Genomic DNA, 24,559 nt, shown 5'->3' with positions numbered 1-24,559 from the left:
AGGCGGCGATGCTCGGACGAACATCGGCAAGACCTGATAAGAACTGTGATGGAAAAAGATGCAAAGATTTACATAGCAGGCCACCGTGGAATGGTGGGTTCGGCTATGGTGCGCCGGCTGCAACAGGCCGGCTACACCAATTTAGTGACGCGAACATCCGCTGAGCTTGACTTGCGCGACCAAGCCGCCGTGGCTCGATTTTTTGCCGAGGAGAAACCTGCGTATGTAGTGTTGGCTGCCGCCAAGGTTGGCGGTATCAAGGCCAATAATACTTACCGGGCAGATTTTCTGTATGAAAATCTTATGATTGAGGCCAACGTCATTCACCAGAGCTACGTGCAGGGGGTGAAAAAGCTGTTGTTCCTGGGGTCGTCCTGCATCTACCCCAAAATGGCTCCGCAACCCCTGCAGGAAGATGCGCTGCTCACGGGCAAGCTGGAAAATACCAACGAGCCGTATGCAGTGGCTAAAATTACCGGCATCAAGCTCTGCGACGCCTACCGTAGCCAATACGGGTGCAACTTCATCTCGGCTATGCCGACCAATTTGTACGGGCCGCACGACAACTACGACTTAGATAACTCGCACGTCCTGCCGGCGCTGCTGCGCAAATTTCACGAAGCCAAGCTGGCCGGGGCACCCGAGGTGGAAGTCTGGGGCACGGGCATGCCGCGCCGCGAGTTTTTGCACGTCGACGACTTGGCCGATGCCTGCTACTGGCTGCTGGAAAACTACAACGAGCCCGGCTTGGTGAACGTGGGCACTGGAACTGATTTGAGTATCAGTGAGCTAGCCGATTTGGTGCGCGATGTTGTGGGCTACGCCGGCAGCATCCGTTTCAATACCAGCTACCCGGATGGTACTCCGCGCAAGCTGTTGGATGTGAGCAAGCTAGCCCAGGTGGGCTGGCGTTACCGCATTGAACTGCCCGAAGGCATTCGGGGCGTATACGCCGATTTTGTGCAATCAGCGCAGCTCGCATAATTCGATTTGATTTAGTAATAACACCTAGTTTATGAAAAAAGCGTTAGTGACCGGTATCACCGGCCAAGACGGTGCCTACTTGGCTGAATTGCTGCTGAGTAAGGGCTACGAAGTACACGGCATCAAACGCCGTTCGTCGCTATTCAACACCGACCGGATTGACCACCTCTATCAGGACCCGCACGAGTCCAACGTGCGCTTCAAGCTGCATTACGGTGACTTGTCGGATTCGACAAACCTGATTCGCATCATCCAGGAGGTGCAGCCCGACGAGATTTACAACCTCGGCGCGATGTCGCACGTGAAGGTGTCGTTCGACACGCCCGAGTACACAGCTAACGCCGACGGCATTGGCACCTTGCGCATCCTGGAAGCCGTGCGCCTGCTCGGTCTTACGCAGAAAACCCGCATCTACCAAGCCAGCACATCGGAGCTCTACGGGCTGGTGCAGGCCGTGCCGCAATCCGAAACGACGCCCTTCTACCCGCGTTCGCCTTACGCAGTGGCCAAGCTCTACGCCTACTGGATTACGGTGAACTACCGCGAGGCTTATGGCATGTATGCCTGCAACGGCATTTTATTCAACCATGAGAGCCCGTTGCGGGGCGAAACGTTTGTGACCCGCAAAATCACGCGCGGCACTGCCCGCATTGCAATGGGCCTGCAGCAGAAAATATACCTTGGTAATCTGGATGCCCAGCGCGACTGGGGCCACGCCAAGGACTACGTGGAAGCCATGTGGCGCATCTTGCAGCAGGATGAGCCCGAAGATTACGTCATCGCTACCGGCGTGACCACCACCGTGCGCGACTTCGTGCGGATGGCATTTGCCGAGGTAGGCGTTGAACTGGCCTTTGAAGGCGAAGGAGCCGAAGAAAAAGCCCGGGTAGTGCATTGCGCCAATCCCGATTTCACGGTAGCCGAGGGGCAGGTAGTGGTCGAAGTGGACCCCAAATACTTCCGCCCTACGGAAGTCGAACTCCTCATTGGCGACCCCACCAAATCGAAGAGCAAGCTGGGTTGGGTGCCCGAGTACGACCTGCAGGCATTGGTAAAGGATATGATGCATGCCGACGTGGAATTGTTCCGTCGGGACGCCTATCTGCTAAAAGGCGGCCACAAAGTGTACAACTACCACGAGTAGTAGCTGGCTGCGCACTGGCTTGGCATGGACATCGTCGTCAAATCATTCAATCGCCCTTTTTATCTGGAGCGATGCCTGCGTAGCATTGAGCGTTACGTAACGGGGACGTATACCGTCCGGATTCTCGACGATGGTACTCCGGCCCAGTACCTGCGTCGGATTCAGGAATTATTTCCGCACGTCAAAATTGCGCATTCGCCCCGCTATGAGCAGAAGGCAGCAGCCCTGCACCGGCACGTAGCGGGCGAAGGCCAATTCGACGAGCGGATTATTCCCATTTCCTTCTGGAAGGCTCAAATTGAGGAGTGCACAGATATTTTTCTGCTGCTTGAAGACGATATATGGCTCATAGAGCCACTGGACCTGGATTTTATGGCCCAACAGATGCGGCAACATCGGCTGGCTACCATAAAGTTGAGTTGGTTGGGAAACCCGCGTCTGGTGCCGGGCAGGCGGCTGCCGTTGGCTGAAAATCTCGAAGAACTGGTGCCCGAAATTCCACTCGCTACCCGGCTGGTGTTTCTCAACGAGTTGCGAGTGCGCTCGGTCTTGTTCCGGCTTGGGCTGCTGCGATTTTTTAAGCCCGACCTGGAATATCAACTCCCGCTCTATGCGTTGTATTCGGTGGCTTCGGCTTTCTTCGATAAGTCGTACTGGTTGCACCTGTGGGAAGACTCGCAGGTGTCCATTGATGAGGCGCAGCAGCTGCGGCGGGCAGTGCAATGGCAGCGGCAACACCGGCCCCGGTTCGCCAAAAGCCAGCGGGAAGTGACGAAGACCTCGTTTATTACTTCCGCCACCAACATGTTCGCAGGCGTCGACTTCGACGTTTTTCGCTTTAGCTACCACCTCAACCAAGCGTGGCTGCGGGGCGAATTGGACGCAATGCGTGGCTTCCCTCGCGACTTGCCCGAAGATTACCTGCGCACTTTCTTGGAAGCGGCCCACGACCCTCGCACGACTTATTCTGAGTGGACACGCTGGACCGGCTGCTTTAAAGCACAGTACCAGCGCTTGGGTTGCCAGACCGAATAGGCGCCTTGCCTGTTTTATTTAGTTGAATGCCGCCGACCAGTTACGCGTCGGGTTCGGATGAATTTGCCCCTATTTTGTATCAACGTCTGACCACTGCGCTTCGACAAAACTTGACGGCTTTACGGCAGCCGGGCTCGTTTGCGCAGAATTTCTTAGTGTCAATGTCGGGGTCGGCCATCGTCACGGCCCTTGGCTTCCTGGTTACGCCAATACTATCGCGCATTTATTCACCCGCTGCCTACGGCCAATTTGCCGTGTTCAACTCGGTGGTGAACAACCTGAATGTGTTGGCTACGTTGGCTTACACCAGCGCCATCCCGCTGCCGCGTGCCAAGCGCGATGCCTTGGCCGTAGTGCAGCTCAACGTGGTGCTGACGCTGGGCATGTTCGGGGTGGTAATCGTGGCGCTGGGGTTGCTAGGGGCCCACTTGGTGCGCTGGCTCGATTTGCAGTCGCTGGGGGCGTGGATATACCTGATTCCCGTGCTGATGTTGCTCTACAACTTTGGCCTGACAATGAGCAGCTGGTATATCCGGACCAAGTCCTTTCGCACCCGCTCTACCGCCGACGTAACCATGTCGGTGGTGGGCCGGGGATTCACGCTGGGTTATGGCTGGTTGTCCGGTGGCTATAGCGCGGGGCTTATTCTCGGCGACGCGTTCGGCAAAGTGACTTTGTTTGTGGGCTTGCTGCGCAGCGGCTTTCAACAGGAGTTGGGGGCTTTGTGGCGCACGTTTTCCTGGCGCCGCATTTGGCGGGCGGCCTACAAGTACCGCGAGTTTCCGTTGTACGTGCTGCCAGCCGGCTACGTGCGCACGTTGTCCATTCAACTGCCCGTTTTGCTGCTGTCAAGCAGCTTTGGCGCCACAATAGCAGGGTCCTATTCTTTTGCTGCAGCGCTACTGGATATCCCACTGGCCCTGATAGGCGCGGGCATTGCTCCGGTGTTTTATCAGAAGGCTGCCGAAGTGCAGAACACCGAGCCCGAGCGTCTGAAGGATATCACCCTTAATATTTACAACAAGCTGCTGTACTTAGGGCTGCTCCCACTAGGATTCATCACCATTTTCGGTGACTGGATATTTAAATACATTTTCGGTCCGAAGTGGGAAATGTCCGGGGTCTTCACGGGTTATCTGGGCTACTACTATATTTTCCAGCTAACTTCTCATGCCACTAGCATGATATATAACGTGCTGGGGAAGCAGAACCACGGGCTTATTACCAGCGGGGCACTATTGGGAGCCAGGGCGTTGGCGTTGTCTATCGGCATCTATTATCACGACGCCAATTTGGCAATGCTTTTATTTGGTCTTAGCAGCTTGCTGGTTACCTTTTTGATTGACATGCAAGTGATGCATTTCTTGCGTCTGCCCGTTTTCCGCATTGCTATGCGCACCGTTGGAATGATGCTAATTACGCTTGGCTTTTTGAAAGGACTTCGTTACGGCATCGAACATTTCTTTCCCAATCTCTGAGCCAACACATTACCATCATCGGCTACTTAGGACATCAAAACAGAACCTCGTAATGCAAGTCCCCATTTTTAATACCTACATTCACCCCAGTGCTCAACAGCGCGTGAGCGAAGTGCTTGCCACTACTTTTCTGAGCGAAGGCAAACTGGTCAAAGAATTTGAGGCCGGGTTGTCATCCGAACTGGGCATGGTGAACCCGGCGGCGCTCAACAGCGGCACCAGTGCCTTGCACCTGGCAATGATACTGGCAGGGATTGGGCCCGGCGATGAGGTCATCCTATCGCCGCAAACGTTCGTTGCGTCGGCCCTGGTGGTGTCGCAGCAAGGCGCTACGCCCGTGTTTGCCGACATTCAATACGAAACGGGCAACATTGACCCCGCCGATATCGAAAAGCGAATCACCGAGCGCACAAAGGCCATCATGGCGGTGCATTGGGGCGGGTATCCGTGCGACATGGACGAAATCCAGGCAATTGCTCGTAAGCACAACCTGTTGGTTATTGAAGACGCTGCGCACGCGCCCGGGGCTACTTACAAAGGCCGGGCAATTGGCGCCATTTCGCCCATTACCTGCTTCTCTTTTCAGGCAATTAAGCACCTCACGACTGGTGATGGAGGCGCCATCTGCTGTCTCGACCCCGCCATGGCGCAGGAAGCCCTGAAGCGGCGGTGGTTTGGCATCGACCGCGCCAATTCTCCCATGTCGGAGTTGGGCGAACGGGAATACGACATCTCGGCCGTGGGGTTCAAGTACCATTTGAACGACTATTCCGCCGCACTGGGTTTGGCCAACCTGACGGGTTTTCACGACCGAATGGCGCGCCGCCGCGCCTTGGCAAAACGCTACCGCCAGGAACTCGTCAACGTGCCCGGCATTACGTTGTTGCAAGACGCCGCCGACCGCGAAAGTGCTTACTGGCTGTTCGGTATGCACGTAGAAAACCGGTTGGCGTTCATTCGGGCGCTCAAAGCGAAGGGCATCACGGCTTCGGTGGTGCACGACGGCATTGACCATAACTCACTGTTCGGGGGGACGCGCGAAGAATTGACGAATCAATTGCGTTTCAATGCGACGCAAATTCATATTCCTATCCACGATGCCCTGACCGAAGAGGAACTGGAGTACGTGGTGACCACCATTAAGCAGGGCTGGTAAGATGAAAGTAGTTTTGTTTGGAGCCACGGGCTTCGTAGGCCGCAACGTGGCGGAGGTGCTGCGGGAAATGGGCGTCAATCCGGTCGAAAGCTCCCTGAGCTTGGGGCTGGACCTTGGCGATACCGAAGCAGTAACCGACTTTTTGCGGTTGCACCGCCCCAATTTTATCATCAACTGCGCGGCTCACGTCGGAAGCCTGAACTACGTAACTGAGCAGGCGGCCCGCGTGATAGCCGACAACTCCCGGATGATTCTGGGCATGTACGAAGCCATCGCCCTGGCATGTCCGCGCGCCATTGTCATCAATCCGATTGCCAATTGTGCGTATCCGGCCACTTCCAACGTATTCAAGGAAGAAGCGTGGTGGGACGGGCACTTGCACCGGTCGGTGCTGAGCTACGGAGCCACCCGCCGCCTGCTTTGGGCCGTGGGCGAATGCTTCATGATGCAACACGCCGTACGCAGCATTAATTTGCTGGTGCCCAACATGTATGGTCCGCATGACTCGACCGACCCCAACAAGGCGCACGCACTCAATGCGCTGATTTCCAAGTTTGTAAAAGCTGAAAAGATAAATCAGCAGGAATTGCCGATTTGGGGCACCGGGGTAGCCGTTCGGGAGTGGCTCTACGCCAAAGATTTCGGTCGTTTGGTGTGGCAGGTGCTGCTGCACCCGGAACGGCCGGGCTTGGAACAGCCGCTGAACATTGCGCAGAATTCGGGCCTGAGCGTGAAAGAATTGGTGGATATCATCCAGCAGAACTTTCACTACAAAGGCCGCATTACCTGGGACCACAGCAAGCCCGACGGCGCCCCGCGCAAAGTGATGGACGATGGGCTCTTCCGGCAAGTATTCCCCGATTTTGAGTTTACTGACTTTCAGCAAGGCATTAAGCAAACGACAGCCGACTACGAAAGCCGGTTTCCTTACTAGTAAAAATCTGATTTTCTTTTTCCAGTAAGTTGTTCGCTTTATGAAAATTGCTCTGCTCGGTCATACGGGGTTTTTAGGTAAAAATGTGGCTAATGCACTCCAGCAAGCTTCGGTAGAATACGTTGGGGCATCCCTGAGCACGGGGGTAGACATTCGGGACCAAAAGCAAGTCGAACGTTTTTTTGCTGAAGTCCAGCCGGATGTTGTGATGCATTGCGCAGCGCACGTGGGAAGCTTCAATTACGTGACCGAGCACGCCTCACGCGTTTTTACCGACAATACAGCGATGCTGCTGTCAGTATATAACGCAATGGTTGCTGTTTGCCCCAAGGCGGTCATTATCCATCCGTTGGCCAATTGTGTGTTTCCGGCCAAAGCCGAGCATTTGGTGGATACGGACTGGGAAGACGGGCCTTTGCACCCGACCGTGTTGCCGTTTGCCGCCACCAAGCGCCTTGTGTGGGCAGCCGGGGAAAGCTTCCGGCTCAGCCATGCGGTGCGCAGCGTTTACTTGTTGGTGCCCAACATGTACGGCCCCGAAGATTCCACCGACCCCAACCAGACAGCGGTTTTGGATGCGCTGGTTTCAAAGTTTGTGCACGCACAGCGTACCAACCAGAAGGAAGTAAGTATTTGGGGCACCGGCAACGTCATTCGCGAATGGATTTACGCGCCCGATTTGGCGCGGCTGATGCTGGAAATTGCGCATGACCCGTACCGACCGGAGTTGGATACCCCAATAAGTGTTGCGCAAAACGAAGGACTCAGCGTTCGCGAGCTGGCCCGCATCATCCAACAAGCAGTTGGGTTTGACGGCGCTATACAATACGACTTAACCAAACCCGATGGGGTGCCAAAAAAAGTGATGAGTAATGTAAAATTCCGAGCAGCCTTTCCGGACTTTTCCTTTACTGATTTTCAGGCGGGACTTGCCGCCACCATTCGTTATTATCAGTCAGTTCTTTAAACTACATGAATCAACCTGTCGTGAAACGCAACGTGGTGTATATGGGCGGAAGAGCCCTTGGCTTTCGCTGTTTGGAAGTGATGGCGCGCTATCGTGAACACTTCAATGTGCATTTCGTCATGGGCCTGCGGCAAGACGGAACTCCCGATTCTGACTGGAATCCATCGGTGCTCATGGAAGCGCAACGCCTGGGATTCGAAATACTCGACGTCCCGTCTTTGAAAAAGACAGAGATTGTCGAGCTTTTCAAAAAGCGTCAGATAGACACCATTTTGAATGTCTTCTGCGACCGAATCATCCCGAAAGAATTGATTGAACTGCCGGGAATGGAAATTATTAATTTTCACTACGGTCATCTGCCGCAATACCAGGGAAGATTCGTGGTCACGCATATCATCCTTAACGGGGAGACGAAAACCTGCGTAACTACTCATTACATAGACGAAGGCATCGATACGGGCGACATCATTTTTGAAGACTGGATACCCGTATTGCCAACCGACACCGCCCGTACGCTGTACATGCGGTGTGTAGAGGCGGGAGTGGGCTCTTTCGAGCGCACGCTGCAATATTTTGTTCGGGAAGAACCATTGCCCCGGAAGCCGCAAGAAGGCCTGGGCGCTTACTACAAGTTTGAGGAGCCGAATGGCCTGCAGGTTCAGCTTGACTGGGACCAGGAAAAAATTGAGCGGTTCATTCGGGCTACTACGTTTGAACCCATATCCAAGCCGTGGCTGCAGATTGGCGAACGACGCTATGATGTCGTTGCGCAAGCCCAACACGAACAACAATAATTATTGCTTCCAGCCATGGCTACTTACAGAATATCTTATATTGTAACTACTTATAATAAGCTTGCTTATTTGCAGCAGGTGCTGGGCCGGTTAATTCAGGCTCGGCGGGCAGACGAGGAGATAGTAGTTGCCGATGGCGGTAGCAGCGATGGAACTACGGCCTATTTGCGACAATTATTTGAGGAAGGAAGGATTCAGCAATTTATTTCTGAGCGCGACAAGGGGGAGGCGCACGGATTTAATAAAGGCATGATGATGGCGCGGGGCGAAGTGGTGAAAATTGTTACCGACGACGACGCCTATCATTATCCAACCATCCGGCGGGCGTTGGAATTTATGGAAGCCAATCCTGACGTTGACGTAGTGCTGGGCAATTGCGCCAAGACAGCGTTGCACGACTTAACGCAGGGGCGCGTACCCTACGAACCGGCTCAGAAATACCAGGAATGGCTGCAGAACCGCACGCCTTTTTGGATGATTGCCCTGCCCATGATGGTGCGGAGAAAGTCGCTGGCGCTGACGGGCCTTTTCGCCACTGGCATCGTGCTGATTGATTTGGAGTTTATCTATCGCATCACCAGCCTGAAAACCAATATTGCCTGGTGCTCCGGCGTGTTGAGTATGCATTTGGATAACGCGGACGGCAATTTCAATCGCATGAAACCCGAAGCCATCAAACTCGAACACGACAAGGCTCGTTTCGCTTATGCCCGGGTTGCGCCGCCCACGGCAAGCACGCGGTTGCAGTCCGCGTTTGAAGCTGTTAAGCGGCCCATTCGGCCGGCCAAACGACTTTTGTTTGCCCGATTGGGATTAAGACAGATAGAACCTGCGCCTGAAGCTGAGGTAATCGCAACCAATTATCAACCTGCTGCTGGCGAGGGGCAATTGGAAGCGGCGTACCGCGTCTGCGACGAGTTTATGGAACACTACAACCAAACGCACCCTATAGAATTTGTCTACAAGGCCGGCGGCATCGACAAAGTGTTGCAGAAAGGGTAGCCGAGGCGTCGGGCTGCCACTTTTTTAAGTAGGGATTTCTATACTATTGCCATCAAAGTGGTGGCCCGGGCGGGCAGCAGAAGTAGATACTTCTCGCTGCCCGCTTTTGGCTGGTTTACCTCTTTACCACACCTTTGCCTGAGGAAGCGCTGCCGGATTTAGTCTAATTGTTTAGAATGCCCGACTACAACTTATCTTATGTATTAACTACTTACAATAAGCTGCCCTATCTTCGGCAGGCGGCCGCGCGGCTGATAGCAGCGCGGCAGGCCGACGAAGAAATCGTGGTGGTAGACGGCGGCAGCACAGATGGCACCCGCGAATACTTGCAGGAATTATTTGAAGCCGGCCACATTCAGCAGTTTGTGTCGGAGCGCGACAAAGGGGAGGGGCACGGATTTAACAAGGCCATGCTGCGGGCGCGGGGCGAATTGCTTAAGCTCATCACCGACGATGATGCGTTTTATTATCCTGCCATCCGAGAGGCCAAAGCTTTTCTGCTGGGCCATCCCGAAGTGGATGTGCTCACCGGCAACTCTGCCCTCATGCACCTGGAACAACTGAACATGGCCACGCTGTACGACGACGTGGCCGATAATTTTCAGCGGTGGCTGGCGCAGGAAGAAGTGGTGTGGCTGATTGGTTTGCCCTTGCTGATACGGCGCAGCTCGCTAGCCTTGACAGGGCTGTTCTACACGGGGGTGGTGCAGGTCGATACCGAATTTACTTACCGCATCACCAGCTTAAACGTGAACCTGGCTTGGAGCACGGCTATGCTGAGCGTACGGCTTGAAAATCCGCAGAGTAACTTTCGGGTAATGAACCGGGGCAAGGCTAGCCGCGCAAGCATCGAAGAGGCCAATCGAATGCGGTTTTATTACGACCAGCGCATTGGCCACACTTTTTTCGATTTTGTGCGCTACCAGTCAGGATGGCTCGAACTGCTCAAAAAACCGTTTCGCCCTGCCAAGCGCGCGTTGTTTCAGTGGCTGAACTGGCCCCAATACCAAGGCAACACCGCCATACCCACCGGCTATGTCCCCGCTCTGGCTCCGGCCGATGAAACCGCTCAATTATCTGCCGCATTTGAGGTGGCCGAGCACCTGATGGCCACTTACAACGCTACGCATCCCACCGAATTTCTGTTCAGAAACAATCAATTAACCAAAGCCCTGCGGTAAGTCACATTGGTTGTGCTGTAACCGGGTATCGTCCTCGAAACCGTCTCACCAAGGGCTGGCATCAGCACCGTTATGGGCCAAAACCGTTTATGCCTGGCGTGCGGTGGCGCCTTGCGGCGGCAGCCCTCCCTCCACTAATGGCCAACTTTGTTTCCCCATTTGCAAACGCCGGGCGGTTCCTGACCAACCCCGTTTTTCGCAAGGCGGTGATTGGCTTCTCGGGGTCGGCGGCCATTACGGCGGCGGGCATGCTGCTCTCGCCAGTCATTTCCCGGCTCTACCGGCCCGCCGACTACGGCGAATATGCGGTGTTCAGCATCTTACTGGGCAACTTGTCCATCGTGGCAAGCCTCAATTACCTCGGGGCCCTGCTGCTGCCCAGGCGCATCGAGCGGTTTGCGGCCCTGGCTCAGCTCACGCTGTGGCTCAGCACGTTGGTGTCAATTGGTTTTCTGGGCTTGCTGTGGCTGTTTGAAGACCACCTTTTGTCGTTTTTTGACATTCATCGCATTGGGGGCATGACGTATTGGATTCCCTTTCTGCTGGTGCTGTCGGTGCTGGCTTCGTGCCTGCAATCCTTGTGCATTCGCGAGAACAAGTACTCGGTGCGGGCCGTGTCCGACGTGAGCGCCAACCTATCGGGCAAGGGCTACACCATTGCGCACGCGCTGTGGTTTGGGCCGTCGCCCGGCGGGTTCATTCTCGGCGATGTGCTCAACCGGCTGGTGGCGGTGGGGGTGGTGCTGGCGCGCCTGCCGCGGCGCCTGCTGCAGCCACTGGTGGTGCCCGCCTCGTTGCGGCGGCTGTTCAAAACGGTGTACTTCTTTCGCCGCTTTCCCACGCAGGTGCTGCCGTCTACCTACCTCAACATTGTGTCGTCGCAATTGCCCGTCTTATTGTTTAAGAAGTTTAGCACTTCGGCCGAAGTAGGGGCCTTTGCCTTTGCCTCCAGTATGTTGGAGCTGCCGGTGGCGCTGATTGGCGGCGCCCTGTCGCCAGTGGTCATGCGCGAGGCGGTGCAAGTTTTTCACGAAGGTGGCGTGGACCGGCTGGGCCAGTTTTGCGGCAGCTATTTCCGGAAAATATTCCTGGCGCTGGCCATTCCCTTTGCGGCAGGTGCCATTTTGGGCGACCTCATTTTTCCCGCTGTTTTCGGCGCGCAGTGGCAAACGGCGGGAGCCGTGGCCTGCCTGCTGGCCAGCTATTACGCTTTTCGCGTCAACTACTACATCTTCGTGTCGGTCTACACCATCGTGCACAAGCAGCTTTACGACCTTTTTTTCAACGCTGTGCTGCTGCTGGCCCGGTTCGTCGCCGTTTATTTAGTGGTGCAAAGCCACGGGTTTCTGGCCGCCGTGGGCGCGTACAGCGCGGTGAGCCTGGTGCTCACGGCCCTGAATTCTTACGTATTGCTGGCCGCTTTAAGGGTGCGTGCGTGGCGCGTGGCCATCGAGCAGGTGGCGTACTTTGCCGGCCTGCTGGCCGTGCTGCATTTTGGGCGCCTGGGACTTCAGCATTTCATTGCGAAAGGATGAACGCGCGAATCTACTGGCTTGCCAAACACTTATCCGACCGTGCCATTCGCGGCATCGGCCGGGTGCGCGGCAACTGGACCAGCGCCGAAGTCCCGGCGCTGCTGCCCGCTGTGCCGGCTCGGCCCGTGCCGCTGCCGCACAATGCCGACCAACTGCCCGCGGCCTTTCGCGCCTTGTTTGGCCACGGCATTGCTTTGCCAGCGCGGCGCGTGCACCGGCTGCGCAACGTGGCCGTGTCGTGGCACGGCGTGGTGTTTCGGCGGCTGCGGCTGTTTCTGCCCAGCGTGTGGGCCACGCCCCGCCTGCCGCCCGAGTTTAACGGGACTTTTTTGCTACGCCAGTGGTGGGGGAGGAGGCAGACCATGGCGGACGAAGTCATCGGTCTGGCGCACGGCCCCTGGGCCGCCGGCAACTACTATCACTGGATGGTGGACACCCTGCCGCGCCTGCTGCTGCTGCAACGCAGCCAGCCGGGCTGTCCGCTGCTGCTGCCCGCACCCGTTCCGGCCTACGTGCGCCAAACGGCGGCCCTGTTCGGGTTTGAGCGCCTGGTGCCGCTGCCACCAGAAACCGTGGCGGAGGTACCCGAACTGGCCATGCCCGATTATCCGGCGCCTTCCGGTTTTCAGGATGCAGCGCTTACCCTGGCCGTGCGCAACCGAGTGCTGGAATCGTTCGGAATCAGTGCGTTCTCCGGCCAGCGGCGCGTGTTTGCTTCGCGGAGCCGCCAGCGCCTCCGCCGCCTTCTCAACGAGTACGCCATTGAGCCCTTGCTGCGGCAATACGGTTTCGAAATGCTTTGCCTGGAAGAATTCAGCCTGGAGCAGCAGGTGTGCATCATGGCCGAAACCACCGCGCTGGTGGGCGTGCACGGCGCCAACCTCGTCAATATGCTGTTTATGCGACCCAACGCTACCGTGGTGGAACTGCTGAACAACAGCACCCACAAGGCGGTGTTCAACCCTTGTTATTATTACCTGGCCAATGCTTTGCAACTAAGGTACTACTGCCTGCCGTGCCAGGGCCAGAGTGCCGCCGAATCCTGGGAAGCCAACGATGCCGATTTGGAAGTAGACCCCGCCGCCTTGCAGCGCATTTTCGCGGACTTATTTCCTGACGGATGATTCCGATGAAGCCAAACCTCATTCTCAGCATCAGCGACAACTACAATTACTTTCATCTGTCGCGGTTCTTCAAGTCGTTGTTTAAAAGCGGCTTTCAAGCGCGAGTGTGCTTGTTTGCGGGGCCCCATACCGGCCCGCACACCGTGCGCAAGCTGCGCAGCCTGGGGGTGGAAGTATTGCCTTACCAAACCCGTTTTCCCTACATCGACCACCCGCACCCCGACAACTTTAAGCAGCTGCCGGACCCCGTTCATCTCTACAACTTCCGGCATTTTCTGTACTACGATTACCTGCTCAAGCGCGGGCAGGAGTTCGAAAACGTGCTGCTGACCGACGTGCGCGACGTGGTGTTTCAGCGCGACCCGTTCGATTTTCCCATCGAGCAGGCCTTGTACGTGGCCATGGAAAGCCGCGAAAAAACCATTGGCTCCTGCGATTACAACTCACGATGGGTGCTGGCTGGCTACGGCCCGAAAAAGCTAGCCGAGTTGGCCGGCCAAATTGTGAGCTGCGCGGGCACCACGCTCGGCCCGCTGGCGCAGGTGAAGCGCTATCTGCACACCTTGCTCACGGCCATTCTGGACCTGAAGGACGCATATGGCTGCGCCGACCAGGCCGTGCACAACGACTTGCTGCACGCCGGCGCGTTGTGGCCAGTGCGCCAGCTGTTCAACGAAAGCTCACCCATTCTGACAATGGGCCACGAGTATGACTTTCAACTCGATGCGCAGGGCTACCTGCTTGATGGCCAGGGCCGGCGGGCCAACACCGTGCACCAGTACGACCGCCACCCCGCGCTAATGCGCATCATCGACCAGCAGGTATTTGCCAGCCCGCTGGAACTGTATTATTTAAAAATGCGGTACAAGCTGCTGCCGTAACCCGCCCTCATGACGACGACTCCTTACTTTAGCATTGTCATTCCCACTTACAACCGGGCCGGCCTCATCGGCGCCACCCTGGATTCGGTGCTGGCCCAAGATTTTCCGGAATTTGAAGTGCTGGTGGTCGACGACGGCAGCACCGACCACACCGCTGCCGTGGTGCAAGCCTACACCGACTCGCGCCTGCACTATTTGCCGAAGGCCAACGCCGAGCGCGGCGCGGCGCGCAACTACGGTCTGGCGCGCGCCCAGGGCGAATACGTTCTATTCCTCGATTCCGACGACCGGTTGCACTCCAACCACCTCAGCACCCTGCACCGCAACATTCGGACGCTAGGCCAGCCTAACTTCATTGCCACCAAGTACGATTTCGACCGCGATGGTGCGCGGGTGCCCAGCGACATGGCCCCATTGCCCGAAGGCTGGCTCGGCCTCGACACGTTTGTGGGCGGCAACGCGCTGGCCTGCAACATCTGCGTGCGCCGCCAGAACCCGAAGCTGCACCCATTTGAAGAGGACCGCCGCTACGCCGCCGTAGAGGACTGGATGTTCATGCTCGAAAACACGCAGGACGACCGAGTGTACCTCGTGGATGCCGTGACGCTGACCATGACCGACCACGACCAACGCTCCATGCGCGCCGACAACACGGGCCTGATACGCCGGTTGCAGCTTGCCCTGGCGTGGATGCTGGAGCGCGTGGCCTTGTCGCCGGCCCAGCGCCGCGTGCTCACGGGCCGGGTCTACTACCTTTGCGCCATCCATTCCTACGCCGACGAGCACCGCGCCGAGGCATTTGCCTTTGCGCGCCGCGCCGCGCCGTTTCTACCCACCCGGCAGGCCATTATTTTACTGGTTCGCTGCCTGGTGGGGCAGGGGGCGGTGGGCTGGCTGAAAAAGCTACGGACCTGACTACGCTTTCGGTCGCGCATTTTGTTTTGATTATCCTTATGCGAATCCTGTTTTTGAGTTATTGGGGGCTGAATGATGGCCTCACGTCGTCCACGGTGTTCCCGCACCTGCGCCTGCTGCAGGAGCGCCCCGACGTTGCGGCCATTCGGCTCGTGACGGTGGAGCGCGGCGCCGATGTCCAGGCCGAACTGCCCTTCAATCCCGGTTTCGCTCCCGATAAAATCACCTTCGAGCCCCTGCGCTCCCGCCCCAGCCGCAACGTCATTCTCAACAAGATTGAGGATTTTACGCGCTTTCCGGGCGAGCTGGTGCGGCAGGTGGAGGAGTTTAAGCCCGATTTTGTTCTGGCCCGCGGCGCGCCGGCTGGGGCGCTGGCCTACCTGGTGTGGCAAAAAACGAAGATGCCGTTCTACGTCGAGTCCTTCGAGCCCCACGCCGATTACATGCGTGAGTCGGGCGTGTGGCGGGCCTACGACCCCCGCTACCTCTTTCAGCGGCACTGGGAAAAGCGTCAGAAGCAGCTGGCCCTGGGCCTGATGCCCGTGGCCGAAAACTACCGGCAGCAACTCATCAAAGAAGGCGTGCGGCCCGAGCGCATCGTCACGGTGCCGTGCTCGGTCAATGCCGCAGCTTTCGCCCCCAACGCCGAGTCCGGCACCCGCGTGCGCCAGCGCCTGGGCTACGCGGCTCCCGATGCCATGGTGGGCATCTACGTGGGCAAGTTTGGCGACATCTACTACGACCAGGAGGCCTTCGACTTGTTCCGGTCCGCGGCCGACCATTTTGGTCCCGGTTTCCGGCTCATCATCCTCACGCCCAATGCTGAAGCCGACGTGCGCCGCAAGCTGGCCGCCGTGGGGCTGGGCCCGGAGCGGGTGTTCGTGACCAAAGCGCCGCACCACGAGGTGCCCGACTACCTGTCGGCCGCCGACTTTGCTTTTGCGCCCATTCGCCCGGCGCCCTGCCGGCTGTTCTGCTCGGCCATCAAAATCGGTGAATACTGGGCCAGCGGCCTGCCCGTGCTGGTGACCACCGGCGTCGGCGACGATTCGGCCATCATGGAAGCCGAAGGCGGCGGGGCCGTGTTCGACCTGAGCCAGCCCGGCAGCGTGCCCGCTGCCCTTACGCGCCTCACCGCCCTACTGCGCGAGCCCAACTACCGGGCACGTATTCAGGAGCTGGCCGTGCGTCACCGCAGCATCAACCGCGCCCGTGAGGCCTATGCCACGCTGTTGCCCGTGGGAAAAATCGCCAAGCCCGCCGTGGCGTAGCGTGCGCTACGTTGGCTTGGCGCCTAAATTTTAGGCAGAAAGGCTTCACTTTTGTTTGCATCCACCGGCCCCATGCCCACTTCTTCTGCTTCGATGCCCGCCCTGCCCGGCGCCCTGGTTATCTCCCTCGATTTTGAAATCAACTGGGGCGTGCGCGACCAGCAGACCCTGGCCCAGTACGGCGCCAACCTGCTGGGCGTGCGCCAGGCCATCCCGGCCATGCTGGCCCTCTTTGCCGAGTTTGGCTTGCACGCGACCTGGGCCACGGTGGGCCTGCTCTTTTTTGAAACCAAGGCTGAAATGCTGGCCCACCTGCCCGCCGTGCGCCCCCACTACGCCGACCCTAACCTTTCGCCTTACCTCGTGCTCGACCAGGTAGGGGAGGACGAAGCCCACGACCCCTACCATTTCGGCCGCTCGCTCATCAACCAGATTCGCGCTACGCCGGGTCAGGAAATGGCCTCGCACACTTTCTGCCACTACTATTGCCTGGAGCGCGGCCAAACCGTAGAAACCTTCCGGCACGACATCGAAACGGCCGTGCGCGTGGGCGCCGGGCAAGGCATGACGCTGCGCAGCCTGGTTTTCCCGCGCAACCAGTACAACGCCGAATACCTGGAAACCTGCCGCGCGGCCGGCATCACCAGCTACCGCGGCAACGAGCAGTCGTGGATATATAAGGAGCGCAGCGAGGAGCAGCAGGCGCTCTACAAGCGCGGCGCGCGGCTGCTCGATGCCTACGTCAACCTCTCGGGCCAGCACACCGCGCGCTGGGCCGCCATGGCCCGCAGCTTCCCGTACAACGTGCCCGCCAGTCGTTTTTTGCGGCCGTGGTCGGGCCGGCTCAAAGCGCTGGAAGGCCTGCGCCTGCGCCGCATTCTGGCGGGCATGGAGCACGCTGCCCGGCACGGCGAAGTGTTCCACCTGTGGTGGCACCCGCATAATTTTGGCGTAAACCTGGCCGAAAACATGGCCGTGCTGCGGGCCATTGCCGAGCATTTCCGGCGCTTACAGGCGCGCTATGGCTTCGAAAGCCTGAGCATGGGCGAAGTAGCCGACCGCCTTCAATCGTATTCCAACCCTTCTGCTGCATGAGCGCTGTCCCAGAATTTGCCGGCAAAAAAATCGTGATGCTGGCCGGCCCCGGCGAGTCCACCAATATCCTGTTTCACGCCCTTGACGCCGAATTTGGTGTGCACCGCATCATCGTCGAAACGCCCGTGAGCCAAAAGCAGTTACTCAAGCGCCGGGCCGAAAAGCTGGGCTGGGCCACCGTGCTGGGCCAGATTGCCTTCAAGCTGGCCGTGGCCGGGCCGCTGGGCCGTGGCTCCCAGGCACGCCTTGCCGCTCTTAAGAAGGCCAATCAGCTTGATGACCGGTCCTTGCCCGAAGACCGCACCATCCGGGTGCCCTCGGTGAACGACCCGGCCTGCATTGCCCGGCTACAGGCCCTGAGCCCCGACGTGGTAGTAGTAAACGGCACGCGCATCATCGCCAAGCGCGTGCTCACCAGCGTGCCCTGCCCGTTTCTGAACACCCACGCCGGCATCACGCCGCTCTACCGGGGCGTGCACGGCGGCTACTGGGCCTTGGCCAACAACGACGCGGCGCACTGCGGCGTGTCGGTGCACTTAGTGGATGCCGGCATCGACACGGGCGGCATCATTGCCCAGGCCCTTATTCAACCTGGCCCGGAAGACAATTTTGCTACCTACCCGCTGCACCAGCTCATCGCCGGCCTGCCCTTGCTGAAAGATGCCGTGCGGGCCGCTTTGGGCGGCAACATTCAATTGCGGCCCGCGCCGGAAGGCACATCACGGCTGTGGTCGCACCCCACGCTGGCAGAATATTGGGCCAATCGGCGGCGCACCGGCGTGCGCTAAGCCGGCACCAGGCGCCCACCGGCGCGCTGGGCCACGGCGGCCGACTTGCGGCGGGGCACGCTCATGCTCTGCGTGATGTACAAGCCCGCCACGTAGAAGGGAATCATCGGGATTTTGTAGCGCACGAGGGTTCCAAAGTTATTGGAAACCACGCCCACCGTGCCCGAAAATGACAAGGCAAACAGAAAGCACAGCGTCAGCGAAGGGGTACTGATGATGAGCGCTAACGTCTTGAAAAGTCCGGAACGAATGATGATGCGCAGGGTAAAAATCAAAAACACTAATGCCTCGATTGCCGACAGTAGCATGATAGGGTTTTTTACTTCCCACAGAAACGGTCGGTATAAGGACACCACGATAGCCTGCGGCACGAGCTTGACCATGCCCCCCAGGGTTCCATCTTGTTCGCCCAAGGTATAAGCCGAGCCATTCTGCTTTACGCTGGTTTGATACAGGTATTCTGACACGATTTTGCTGCGTGCGCCAATTTTATCGACGTCGTATTTTTCATCACCTTTTGTCAGGTTCGTGGCAGCAAAAAATGCCAGCGCGCCCCCAAAACCTATAAGTACCGGCTTCGCTAATAACCGCACCAAAGGACTTTTAATGCGGGAACTGTTTTCATTGAAAATCCACAACAAAGCGGCTGGTAAAAAACACAGCAGAATGTATACCTTCACCAATACGATGAAATAGGCGGAAAGAAAACCTACTACCGCGCAGAAAAATAGATTTCGCTTTTGAATGGTGCCTTTATAAAAAGCGTAAAAAACCCAACCTAGTGCCCCCAGACACAGCGAATCTTTCATCAGCCCCGAGCCCCAGAAAAACACGGAAGGAATAAAAAGCGTAGCAATAGCTAACTCCTTATACAGCTGAGGCCGAATTTTGATAAATGTAAGATACATTGCCCAAACCCCGCTAAAACTTACAAAAGCAAAAAAAAGCGCGATTACGGTGTAAGTATTAAAGCACAGTAATCCAAAGAATGCAGTGATGCGTGATATTAGGTATTCAGCAGAATTGGGTCCATACCAGAACATTAATCGGGTATACTTTATTGTTTCAGGGTCGCTGGTTCCATCACTGTTTGTTATCAGTTTTAAACCTGCCTGAAACGAATCGCTGAAAGCACTTTGGATGATTGTACCGTGGTTGAAATAGCCAGATGTGTCCCCCCCGCCGTAGTAGAATTCGTAAATTAGCCCCAGCGAAATAGCTCCGATGAACTTGAGCGTAAGAGCCCTGATAAAATAAGGTCGAGTGTAAACGTTGGTAAACTTGTCCCGCAGTGAATAAGCAATTAGGTAGAAAATACCTAAATAGATAGGAGTAAGAAATAGGTCTTTAAAATTAAGCATATTACGCCTTCCCGTTCTTTTTTAGCCACGCTTTGGCCTCCTTGTACTGTTCCGACTTCTTGTCGGCTTTATCCACCACCACAGCGTAATAACGTTTTGCCGCAACGACGTCTTTTTCGCGCACCGCCAGCCGGGCCAGATTCGTATTGGCAAACAGGTAAAAGCCGCCGGACGTGTCGCCGGTGCTTTCGGCAAACACGATGCAGCGCTGGTAGTAGTCCTTGGCTTTGGCCAGGTCGCGGTAGCGGTTCTGCATCAGGTAGCCCAGGAAATAGCTGGCGTAGCGCCCGCTGATGCCCTCGTAGCCGGGCATGCCCTTGTTGATTTTGTCCAGGATTTCGCGGCTCACCCGCTCGCAGTCGGCAAATTCGCCCTGGTCGTAAGCCAGCAGGGCGTAGAAGCGCTGGAAATAGCCGTTGTCGGGGAAGGTGGTGGCCAGGTAGCGGGCCACGGGGATGGCTTCTTCGGCGTTGTTTTCCTCGTTTTTGAGGATACCCATCAAAAAGACGCGGGCCTCGTTGGCGGTGTAAAAGCCGTTGTTGGCCACGCTGCGCAGCTGCTCCATGCCCAGCTTCTTGTCGCCCTTCGGGAAGAACAGGAGCACGGGCTTCAGCAGCGGGTAATTTTCCGGAATCCAGACGGCGTAGTAGTTGAACAGCGCTTGGCCGAACTGAAATTCGGGGCTCAGGTCGTTGGCTTCCTGGCTTTTCTTCAGGAAGTTGAGCGAGCGGCGGGCGCCCACGGTGGCTTTGCGCCAGTCGTGGCGCTCGGCGTGCAGGCGGGCATCGAACCCGTAGGCGGCCGAGAGGAAAAAGCTGGCTTCGTAGTTTTTGTTGTCGGCGTCGTAAAGGCGCTGGGCCTTGGTCACGGCCGTGTCCATGTAAGCGAAAAAGGTCTTGTCGTACTGATACGTCTGAAAATTGGTCGGCCGGATTTTCCACCACGTGCTCAGTCCCAGCAGAAAGTAGGGCATGGGGTGGTTGGGGTAGCGCCGCCGCAGGGAGCGGAACTGCTTTTCGGCCCGGTCGTACTTGAAATTGTAGATGTTGTGCACCGCGCCGTCGAGCTCCAGCTGGATGTCTTTGTCGAGCAGCAGCCAGCCCTTGGTGTCGATGGCCGACGGCAGCACGCCCACCGTGTCCAGGGCCACCGTTTGGATGGGGGGCGGGGTGCGGATTGTATCGGGCTTCTGGGCTCTGGCCAGCAATGGCGCCAAAAGTAGCCCCAGGCAGATACAAAACAGCGAGCGCAGCATAGAAAGCGAGTAGAAAGCGGACCTGAGCCGCGACCCGGCCAAAAGCGGGCGGGCGGAAACGGGCCTGCTAAAGTACGGAGTTTGGCCTAGCTTTGGGCGTATTTCCCCGCGCCCATGCAATTGTTGCACTCCCTTTGCCGCATTCAGGCTCCTTCTGGCCACGAAACGGCCCTCACGCATTTTGTGCTCGACTACGTGCGCCAGCACCAGGCTACCTGGCAGCACCAGCCCCAGGTGCTGGCCGACGAACGGTTTCAGGACTGCATTCTGCTGGTGTTTGGCCAGCCGCGCACGGCCGTGTTTGCCCACCTCGACAGCATCGGCTTCACCGTGCGCTACGGCCGGCAACTGGTGCGCATTGGCGGCCCGCGAGCCGAAGCTGGCTACCGCCTGGTAGGAGAGGATTCGCAAGGACTGATAGATTGTACCCTAACTATAGACGAGGAAACCGGCGAATTGGGCTATGCGTTCCACCGCGACATCGACCGCGGCACCGAGCTCACCTTCTACTGCGACTTCCGCGAAACCGATACCACCGTCCAGAGCTGCTACCTCGACAACCGCCTCGGCGTGTGGAACGCCCTGCGCCTGTGCGAGACGCTGGAGCACGGCATCGTGGCTTTTTCCTGTTGGGAAGAGCACGGCGGCGGTTCGGTGGCCTACCTGGCCAGGTACATCTACGAAACCTACGGCGTGCGCCAGGCCCTGATTTCGGACATTACCTGGGTGACGGAGGGCGTGCACGCCGGGCAGGGCTGCGCCGTTTCGCTGCGCGACTCGCTCATTCCGCGCCGGGCGTACGTGGACCGCATCCGGGCCATTGCCGCCGCCTCGGGCATTCCGCACCAGCTCGAAGTAGAAGGCAGCGGCGGCTCCGACGCCAAGGAACTGCAGCACGCCGCCGCGCCCTGGGACTGGTGCTTCGTGGGTGCACCCGAAGACCACGTGCACTCGCCCGATGAGCTGGTGGACAAGCGCGATATTACCAGCATGTTGGCCCTGTACCAAGTGCTCATGAAACACCTGTAACGGGTGTGCATAGTCCAAACCGGTGTCGTCTTGTTGCGATGTACAGGGTTTGGCAAAAAATGTACTCCTGACCTGAGCGCGATTAGTGTGAGCCCGTAGCCAGCGGAGCAGAGGCGTTAGCCCTAAGAAAAGGGGCGCTCCACTGTGCTAGTTCGTGGCTTAAGCAAGTAGCACCCAATTCGTTAAGATGGTCGCCGTCCTGCCAGAGCTTAGCATGGTGCATTAGAATTGGTGGTGTATGGGCCGCCACGTTTAAATAAGGCACGTGCTGCGTACGCAGCAAAGAATCGATAGAACGGGCAGCCGTTGCGGCGTAAGAATGCGGAGATAAGTAGGGTGAAGTAAAGCATAGCAGCTTTACTTGGTTGCTCTTACATCTTTTTATAAAAGATTCCAAATGACGCAGGTTTGCGCGATGAACCCGCGGATTTACGGGGCTTGGTGCAGGCATCCTAAACGTAGCGGTATCGCCCAGCACCGGCGGCGATTTTTGGTATCCATTGCCCGCATAAGAGTAATTAATCGACTGTAAATAATTTTTAAGCGTGTTAATGGTGCGGCCATTGTACCGATAAAATTGAAAAAGATATTTGACCCTTTCGTATTTCGAGATGCCGTTTATTTCGCTGGTGATGGACGGGACTTTGTGGTAATAATAACGCAGGTTGCCAACGTCTTCGGTGTTGTCGGCATCCATGTACTCTTCAAAGTCGACGTGCAGCAGGATGGCCGGAGGCAGCTTTTTGTGTAGCCGCAGCACGTCGAGCAGGCCTGTTTGGAAAACCTGGCCCATGCCTGCGTGGCACAGGCTATACGTGGGCACCACAAAACTATCGGGGTCGACCTGGTAGCGGGCCCGCGAATTGCCCATAATCAGCATGGCCGGCGTTTGGGGCATGGCCAAATACTGATTAATCTCACCTCCGGTTTGCCCGGTCCGAACCCGAACGTAGAGGGCGTCGAAAAGCTTCGTGAGCGCAAAATCAGCCCCTGCCACCAAGATAGCCAATAGGCTCATAAACAAAACAAAACGCCGCATCAGATACAGGGAGCTCGTAAAAAACGAATCAAAACTGGAAATAAATAAACTGGTCGCCACCGCTCACGCCAAACCCCACGATGAGGAAAATGAGCGCCATGGAAAAGGCCAACGGCCACTTCCACGAATAGGCTGGCGTGATTTCGGCGAGGCGCCGCTTGCGCAGGTACACGTATTCGAAGAGCAGCAGGAGCACAACGCCCAAGCTCATCGACGCGAAGATGCCCGTGTCTTGGATGCGCAAATTCCAGAAATTGACCGGATTGAAAATGTGGGTGATGATGTAGAAAGCCTGCGAGAAAGACGTGGCCCGGAAGAACACCCACGTGAAGCAAATGAGGTGGAAGGTGATAAAAATGCGCAGCAGCTTGTAGGGCCAGCTGTAATGACTACCACTCTTCACGTCGACGCCAAACATTTTTTCCAAGCTGAGATACGCGCCGTTCAAAAAGCCCCAAATCACAAAGTTCCAGGAGGCGCCGTGCCACAAGCCGCCGAGCAGCATGGTTATCATCAGGTTGCGGTAGGTTTTGACTACGCCTTTGCGGTTGCCACCCAGCGAGATGTATAAGTAGTCGCGCAGCCAGGAGGAAAGCGAAATGTGCCAGCGCCGCCAGAACTCGGTCACGCTTTTGGAGAAGTACGGCAAATTGAAATTTTCCATGAGCTTAAAGCCCATGACCTGGGCCGAGCCCAGGGCAATGTCGGAATACCCGGAAAAGTCGCAGTAAATCTGAAAGGCAAACCCGTACGTGGCCACGAGCAGGGTCAGGCCCGTGTTGGCTTCGTGGTGATTATAAATAGAATTGACATAAATACTCAGCAAGTCGCTGACGACGACCTTTTTAAATAGCCCCCACAACATTCGCTCCAGGCCCAGCACCACGCGCTCGAATTCAAAGTGCTTCTCCTCGTAAAACTGGTGCAAAATGGCTTGGGGACGTTCGATGGGCCCTGCTACCAGTTGCGGGTAGAACATGACGTACAGCGCGTAGATGCCGAAATTGCGCTCTGCGGGTACATTCCTTCGGTACACCTCAATGGTGTAGCTCATGGCCTGAAACGTGTGAAACGACAAGCCAATGGGCAGCGCTATTCGTAAATAGGCCAAGCCGTTGGCCGTGATGTGCGACTGCTGCAACAGGAAATTGATGTTGTCAATAAAGAAGTTGTAGTACTTGAATACCGCCAGCACTCCAATGTTGGCCACCAAACTCAGTATCAAAAAGGACTTGCGACGCGCGCCTTCAGCCTTTTCGATTTGAATGCCCGCGATGTAGTCGATGATAATGGTTCCGAATAGGATAACCAGGTAGATGGGGATGAAGGCCGCGTAGAAAACGCAACTGGCCACCAACAGCAAAAACCAGCGGAATCGGTGGGGAATTAAAAAGTAAGTTGTTGTAACAACAACAAAAAAAATCAGAAACTGAATAGAATTAAACAGCATTCACCAGAATTTAGCTTTACCAACGGGGCAGGTACTCAGGCACAAATTTACGACAAGAACATTGGAAAGCGGGCTTGGTCTTGGGCCGGTTGTGGTTCAGAAAGCCGCTGTTTAGCAATTGCAGTAGAGGATAAGCTAGCT

At 56.9% G+C, this 24,559-nt stretch carries 22 protein-coding genes; 18 read left to right on the top strand and 4 right to left on the bottom strand.

Features of this window, described 5'->3' with window-relative positions; genetic code table 11:
* Positions 1–48 precede the first annotated feature (48 nt).
* From fcl to I2H31_RS13620, 17 genes are all read left to right on the top strand, one after another.
* Positions 49–984 carry a GDP-L-fucose synthase gene (gene fcl, locus I2H31_RS13700; protein WP_196293605.1) on the top strand — a complete coding sequence of 312 codons (936 nt, stop codon included), beginning with the start codon at positions 49–51 and terminating at the stop codon, positions 982–984.
* A 31-nt stretch (positions 985–1,015) separates the two neighbouring features.
* On the top strand, positions 1,016–2,128 hold the full coding sequence (gene gmd / locus I2H31_RS13695) for a GDP-mannose 4,6-dehydratase (RefSeq protein ID WP_196293604.1): 1,113 nt from the start codon (positions 1,016–1,018) through the stop codon (positions 2,126–2,128).
* A gap of 24 nt (positions 2,129–2,152) precedes the next feature.
* Entirely contained in the window at positions 2,153–3,163 is a 1,011-nt protein-coding gene (locus I2H31_RS13690) for a glycosyltransferase family protein (RefSeq protein ID WP_196293603.1), read from the top strand.
* A 26-nt stretch (positions 3,164–3,189) separates the two neighbouring features.
* Complete coding sequence (locus I2H31_RS13685) at positions 3,190–4,641, top strand: oligosaccharide flippase family protein (protein WP_196293602.1); 1,452 nt, start codon at positions 3,190–3,192, stop codon at positions 4,639–4,641.
* A gap of 52 nt (positions 4,642–4,693) precedes the next feature.
* A complete protein-coding gene (locus tag I2H31_RS13680) occupies positions 4,694–5,797 on the top strand; it encodes a DegT/DnrJ/EryC1/StrS family aminotransferase (protein WP_196293601.1) in 1,104 nt (367 codons plus the stop codon).
* A gap of 1 nt (position 5,798) precedes the next feature.
* Positions 5,799–6,731, top strand: a complete 933-nt coding sequence (locus I2H31_RS13675) for an NAD-dependent epimerase/dehydratase family protein (RefSeq protein ID WP_196293600.1) — start codon at positions 5,799–5,801, stop codon at positions 6,729–6,731.
* A 40-nt stretch (positions 6,732–6,771) separates the two neighbouring features.
* Positions 6,772–7,698: an NAD-dependent epimerase/dehydratase family protein gene (locus I2H31_RS13670; RefSeq protein ID WP_196293599.1), complete on the top strand. Its 927-nt coding sequence runs from the start codon at positions 6,772–6,774 to the stop codon at positions 7,696–7,698.
* Positions 7,699–7,703: 5 nt separating this feature from the next.
* Positions 7,704–8,492: a methionyl-tRNA formyltransferase gene (locus I2H31_RS13665; protein WP_196293598.1), complete on the top strand. Its 789-nt coding sequence runs from the start codon at positions 7,704–7,706 to the stop codon at positions 8,490–8,492.
* 15 nt (positions 8,493–8,507) lie between these two features.
* Positions 8,508–9,494, top strand: a complete 987-nt coding sequence (locus I2H31_RS13660) for a glycosyltransferase (RefSeq protein WP_196293597.1) — start codon at positions 8,508–8,510, stop codon at positions 9,492–9,494.
* Positions 9,495–9,670: 176 nt separating this feature from the next.
* Complete coding sequence (locus I2H31_RS13655; RefSeq protein WP_196293596.1) at positions 9,671–10,675, top strand: glycosyltransferase family A protein; 1,005 nt, start codon at positions 9,671–9,673, stop codon at positions 10,673–10,675.
* A 137-nt stretch (positions 10,676–10,812) separates the two neighbouring features.
* Entirely contained in the window at positions 10,813–12,210 is a 1,398-nt protein-coding gene (locus tag I2H31_RS13650) for an oligosaccharide flippase family protein (RefSeq protein ID WP_196293595.1), read from the top strand.
* Positions 12,207–13,334: a glycosyltransferase family 61 protein gene (locus I2H31_RS13645; RefSeq protein WP_196293594.1), complete on the top strand. Its 1,128-nt coding sequence runs from the start codon at positions 12,207–12,209 to the stop codon at positions 13,332–13,334. The genes I2H31_RS13650 and I2H31_RS13645 overlap by 4 nt, the downstream gene beginning before the upstream one ends.
* Positions 13,335–13,339: 5 nt before the next feature.
* A complete protein-coding gene (locus I2H31_RS13640; protein WP_196293593.1) occupies positions 13,340–14,215 on the top strand; it encodes a hypothetical protein in 876 nt (291 codons plus the stop codon).
* Between the two features lie 9 nt (positions 14,216–14,224).
* Positions 14,225–15,130, top strand: coding sequence for a glycosyltransferase family 2 protein (locus tag I2H31_RS13635; RefSeq protein ID WP_196293592.1), 906 nt, complete (start codon positions 14,225–14,227; stop codon positions 15,128–15,130).
* 38 nt (positions 15,131–15,168) lie between these two features.
* The gene (locus I2H31_RS13630) at positions 15,169–16,401 is read left to right on the top strand and encodes a glycosyltransferase (protein WP_196293591.1); all 1,233 of its coding nucleotides are present in this window, start codon (positions 15,169–15,171) and stop codon (positions 16,399–16,401) included.
* Between the two features lie 72 nt (positions 16,402–16,473).
* Positions 16,474–17,496, top strand: a complete 1,023-nt coding sequence (locus I2H31_RS13625) for a polysaccharide deacetylase family protein (RefSeq protein WP_230687771.1) — start codon at positions 16,474–16,476, stop codon at positions 17,494–17,496.
* Positions 17,493–18,284 (top strand): formyl transferase, encoded by a 792-nt coding sequence (locus I2H31_RS13620; RefSeq protein ID WP_196293590.1) that lies wholly within the window; start codon positions 17,493–17,495, stop codon positions 18,282–18,284. Before I2H31_RS13625 ends, I2H31_RS13620 begins: the two co-directional genes overlap by 4 nt.
* Here I2H31_RS13620 and I2H31_RS13615 read toward each other — a convergent pair.
* Positions 18,281–19,645 (bottom strand): hypothetical protein, encoded by a 1,365-nt coding sequence (locus I2H31_RS13615; protein ID WP_196293589.1) that lies wholly within the window; start codon positions 19,643–19,645, stop codon positions 18,281–18,283. The genes I2H31_RS13620 and I2H31_RS13615 overlap by 4 nt on opposite strands.
* Before the next feature lies 1 nt (position 19,646).
* Complete coding sequence (locus I2H31_RS13610) at positions 19,647–20,900, bottom strand: tetratricopeptide repeat protein (protein WP_196293588.1); 1,254 nt, start codon at positions 20,898–20,900, stop codon at positions 19,647–19,649.
* Between the two features lie 114 nt (positions 20,901–21,014).
* On the opposite strand from I2H31_RS13610, the gene I2H31_RS13605 reads away from it, so the two are divergent.
* Positions 21,015–21,929, top strand: coding sequence for a M20/M25/M40 family metallo-hydrolase (locus I2H31_RS13605; RefSeq protein ID WP_196293587.1), 915 nt, complete (start codon positions 21,015–21,017; stop codon positions 21,927–21,929).
* Between the two features lie 82 nt (positions 21,930–22,011).
* Here I2H31_RS13605 and I2H31_RS13600 read toward each other — a convergent pair whose 3' ends face one another.
* Together I2H31_RS13600 and I2H31_RS13595 are read right to left on the bottom strand one after the other, a co-directional pair.
* Positions 22,012–22,968 carry a hypothetical protein gene (locus I2H31_RS13600; RefSeq protein WP_196293586.1) on the bottom strand — a complete coding sequence of 319 codons (957 nt, stop codon included), beginning with the start codon at positions 22,966–22,968 and terminating at the stop codon, positions 22,012–22,014.
* A 28-nt stretch (positions 22,969–22,996) separates the two neighbouring features.
* The gene (locus I2H31_RS13595) at positions 22,997–24,322 is read right to left on the bottom strand and encodes an MBOAT family O-acyltransferase (RefSeq protein WP_317192228.1); all 1,326 of its coding nucleotides are present in this window, start codon (positions 24,320–24,322) and stop codon (positions 22,997–22,999) included.
* Positions 24,323–24,559 lie beyond the last annotated feature (237 nt).

The sequence above is a fragment of the Hymenobacter ruricola genome, from assembly GCF_015694525.1.
GTDB classification, from domain to species: Bacteria; Bacteroidota; Bacteroidia; order Cytophagales; family Hymenobacteraceae; genus Hymenobacter; species Hymenobacter ruricola.
This window is presented reverse-complemented; position numbering and strand designations above follow the sequence as displayed.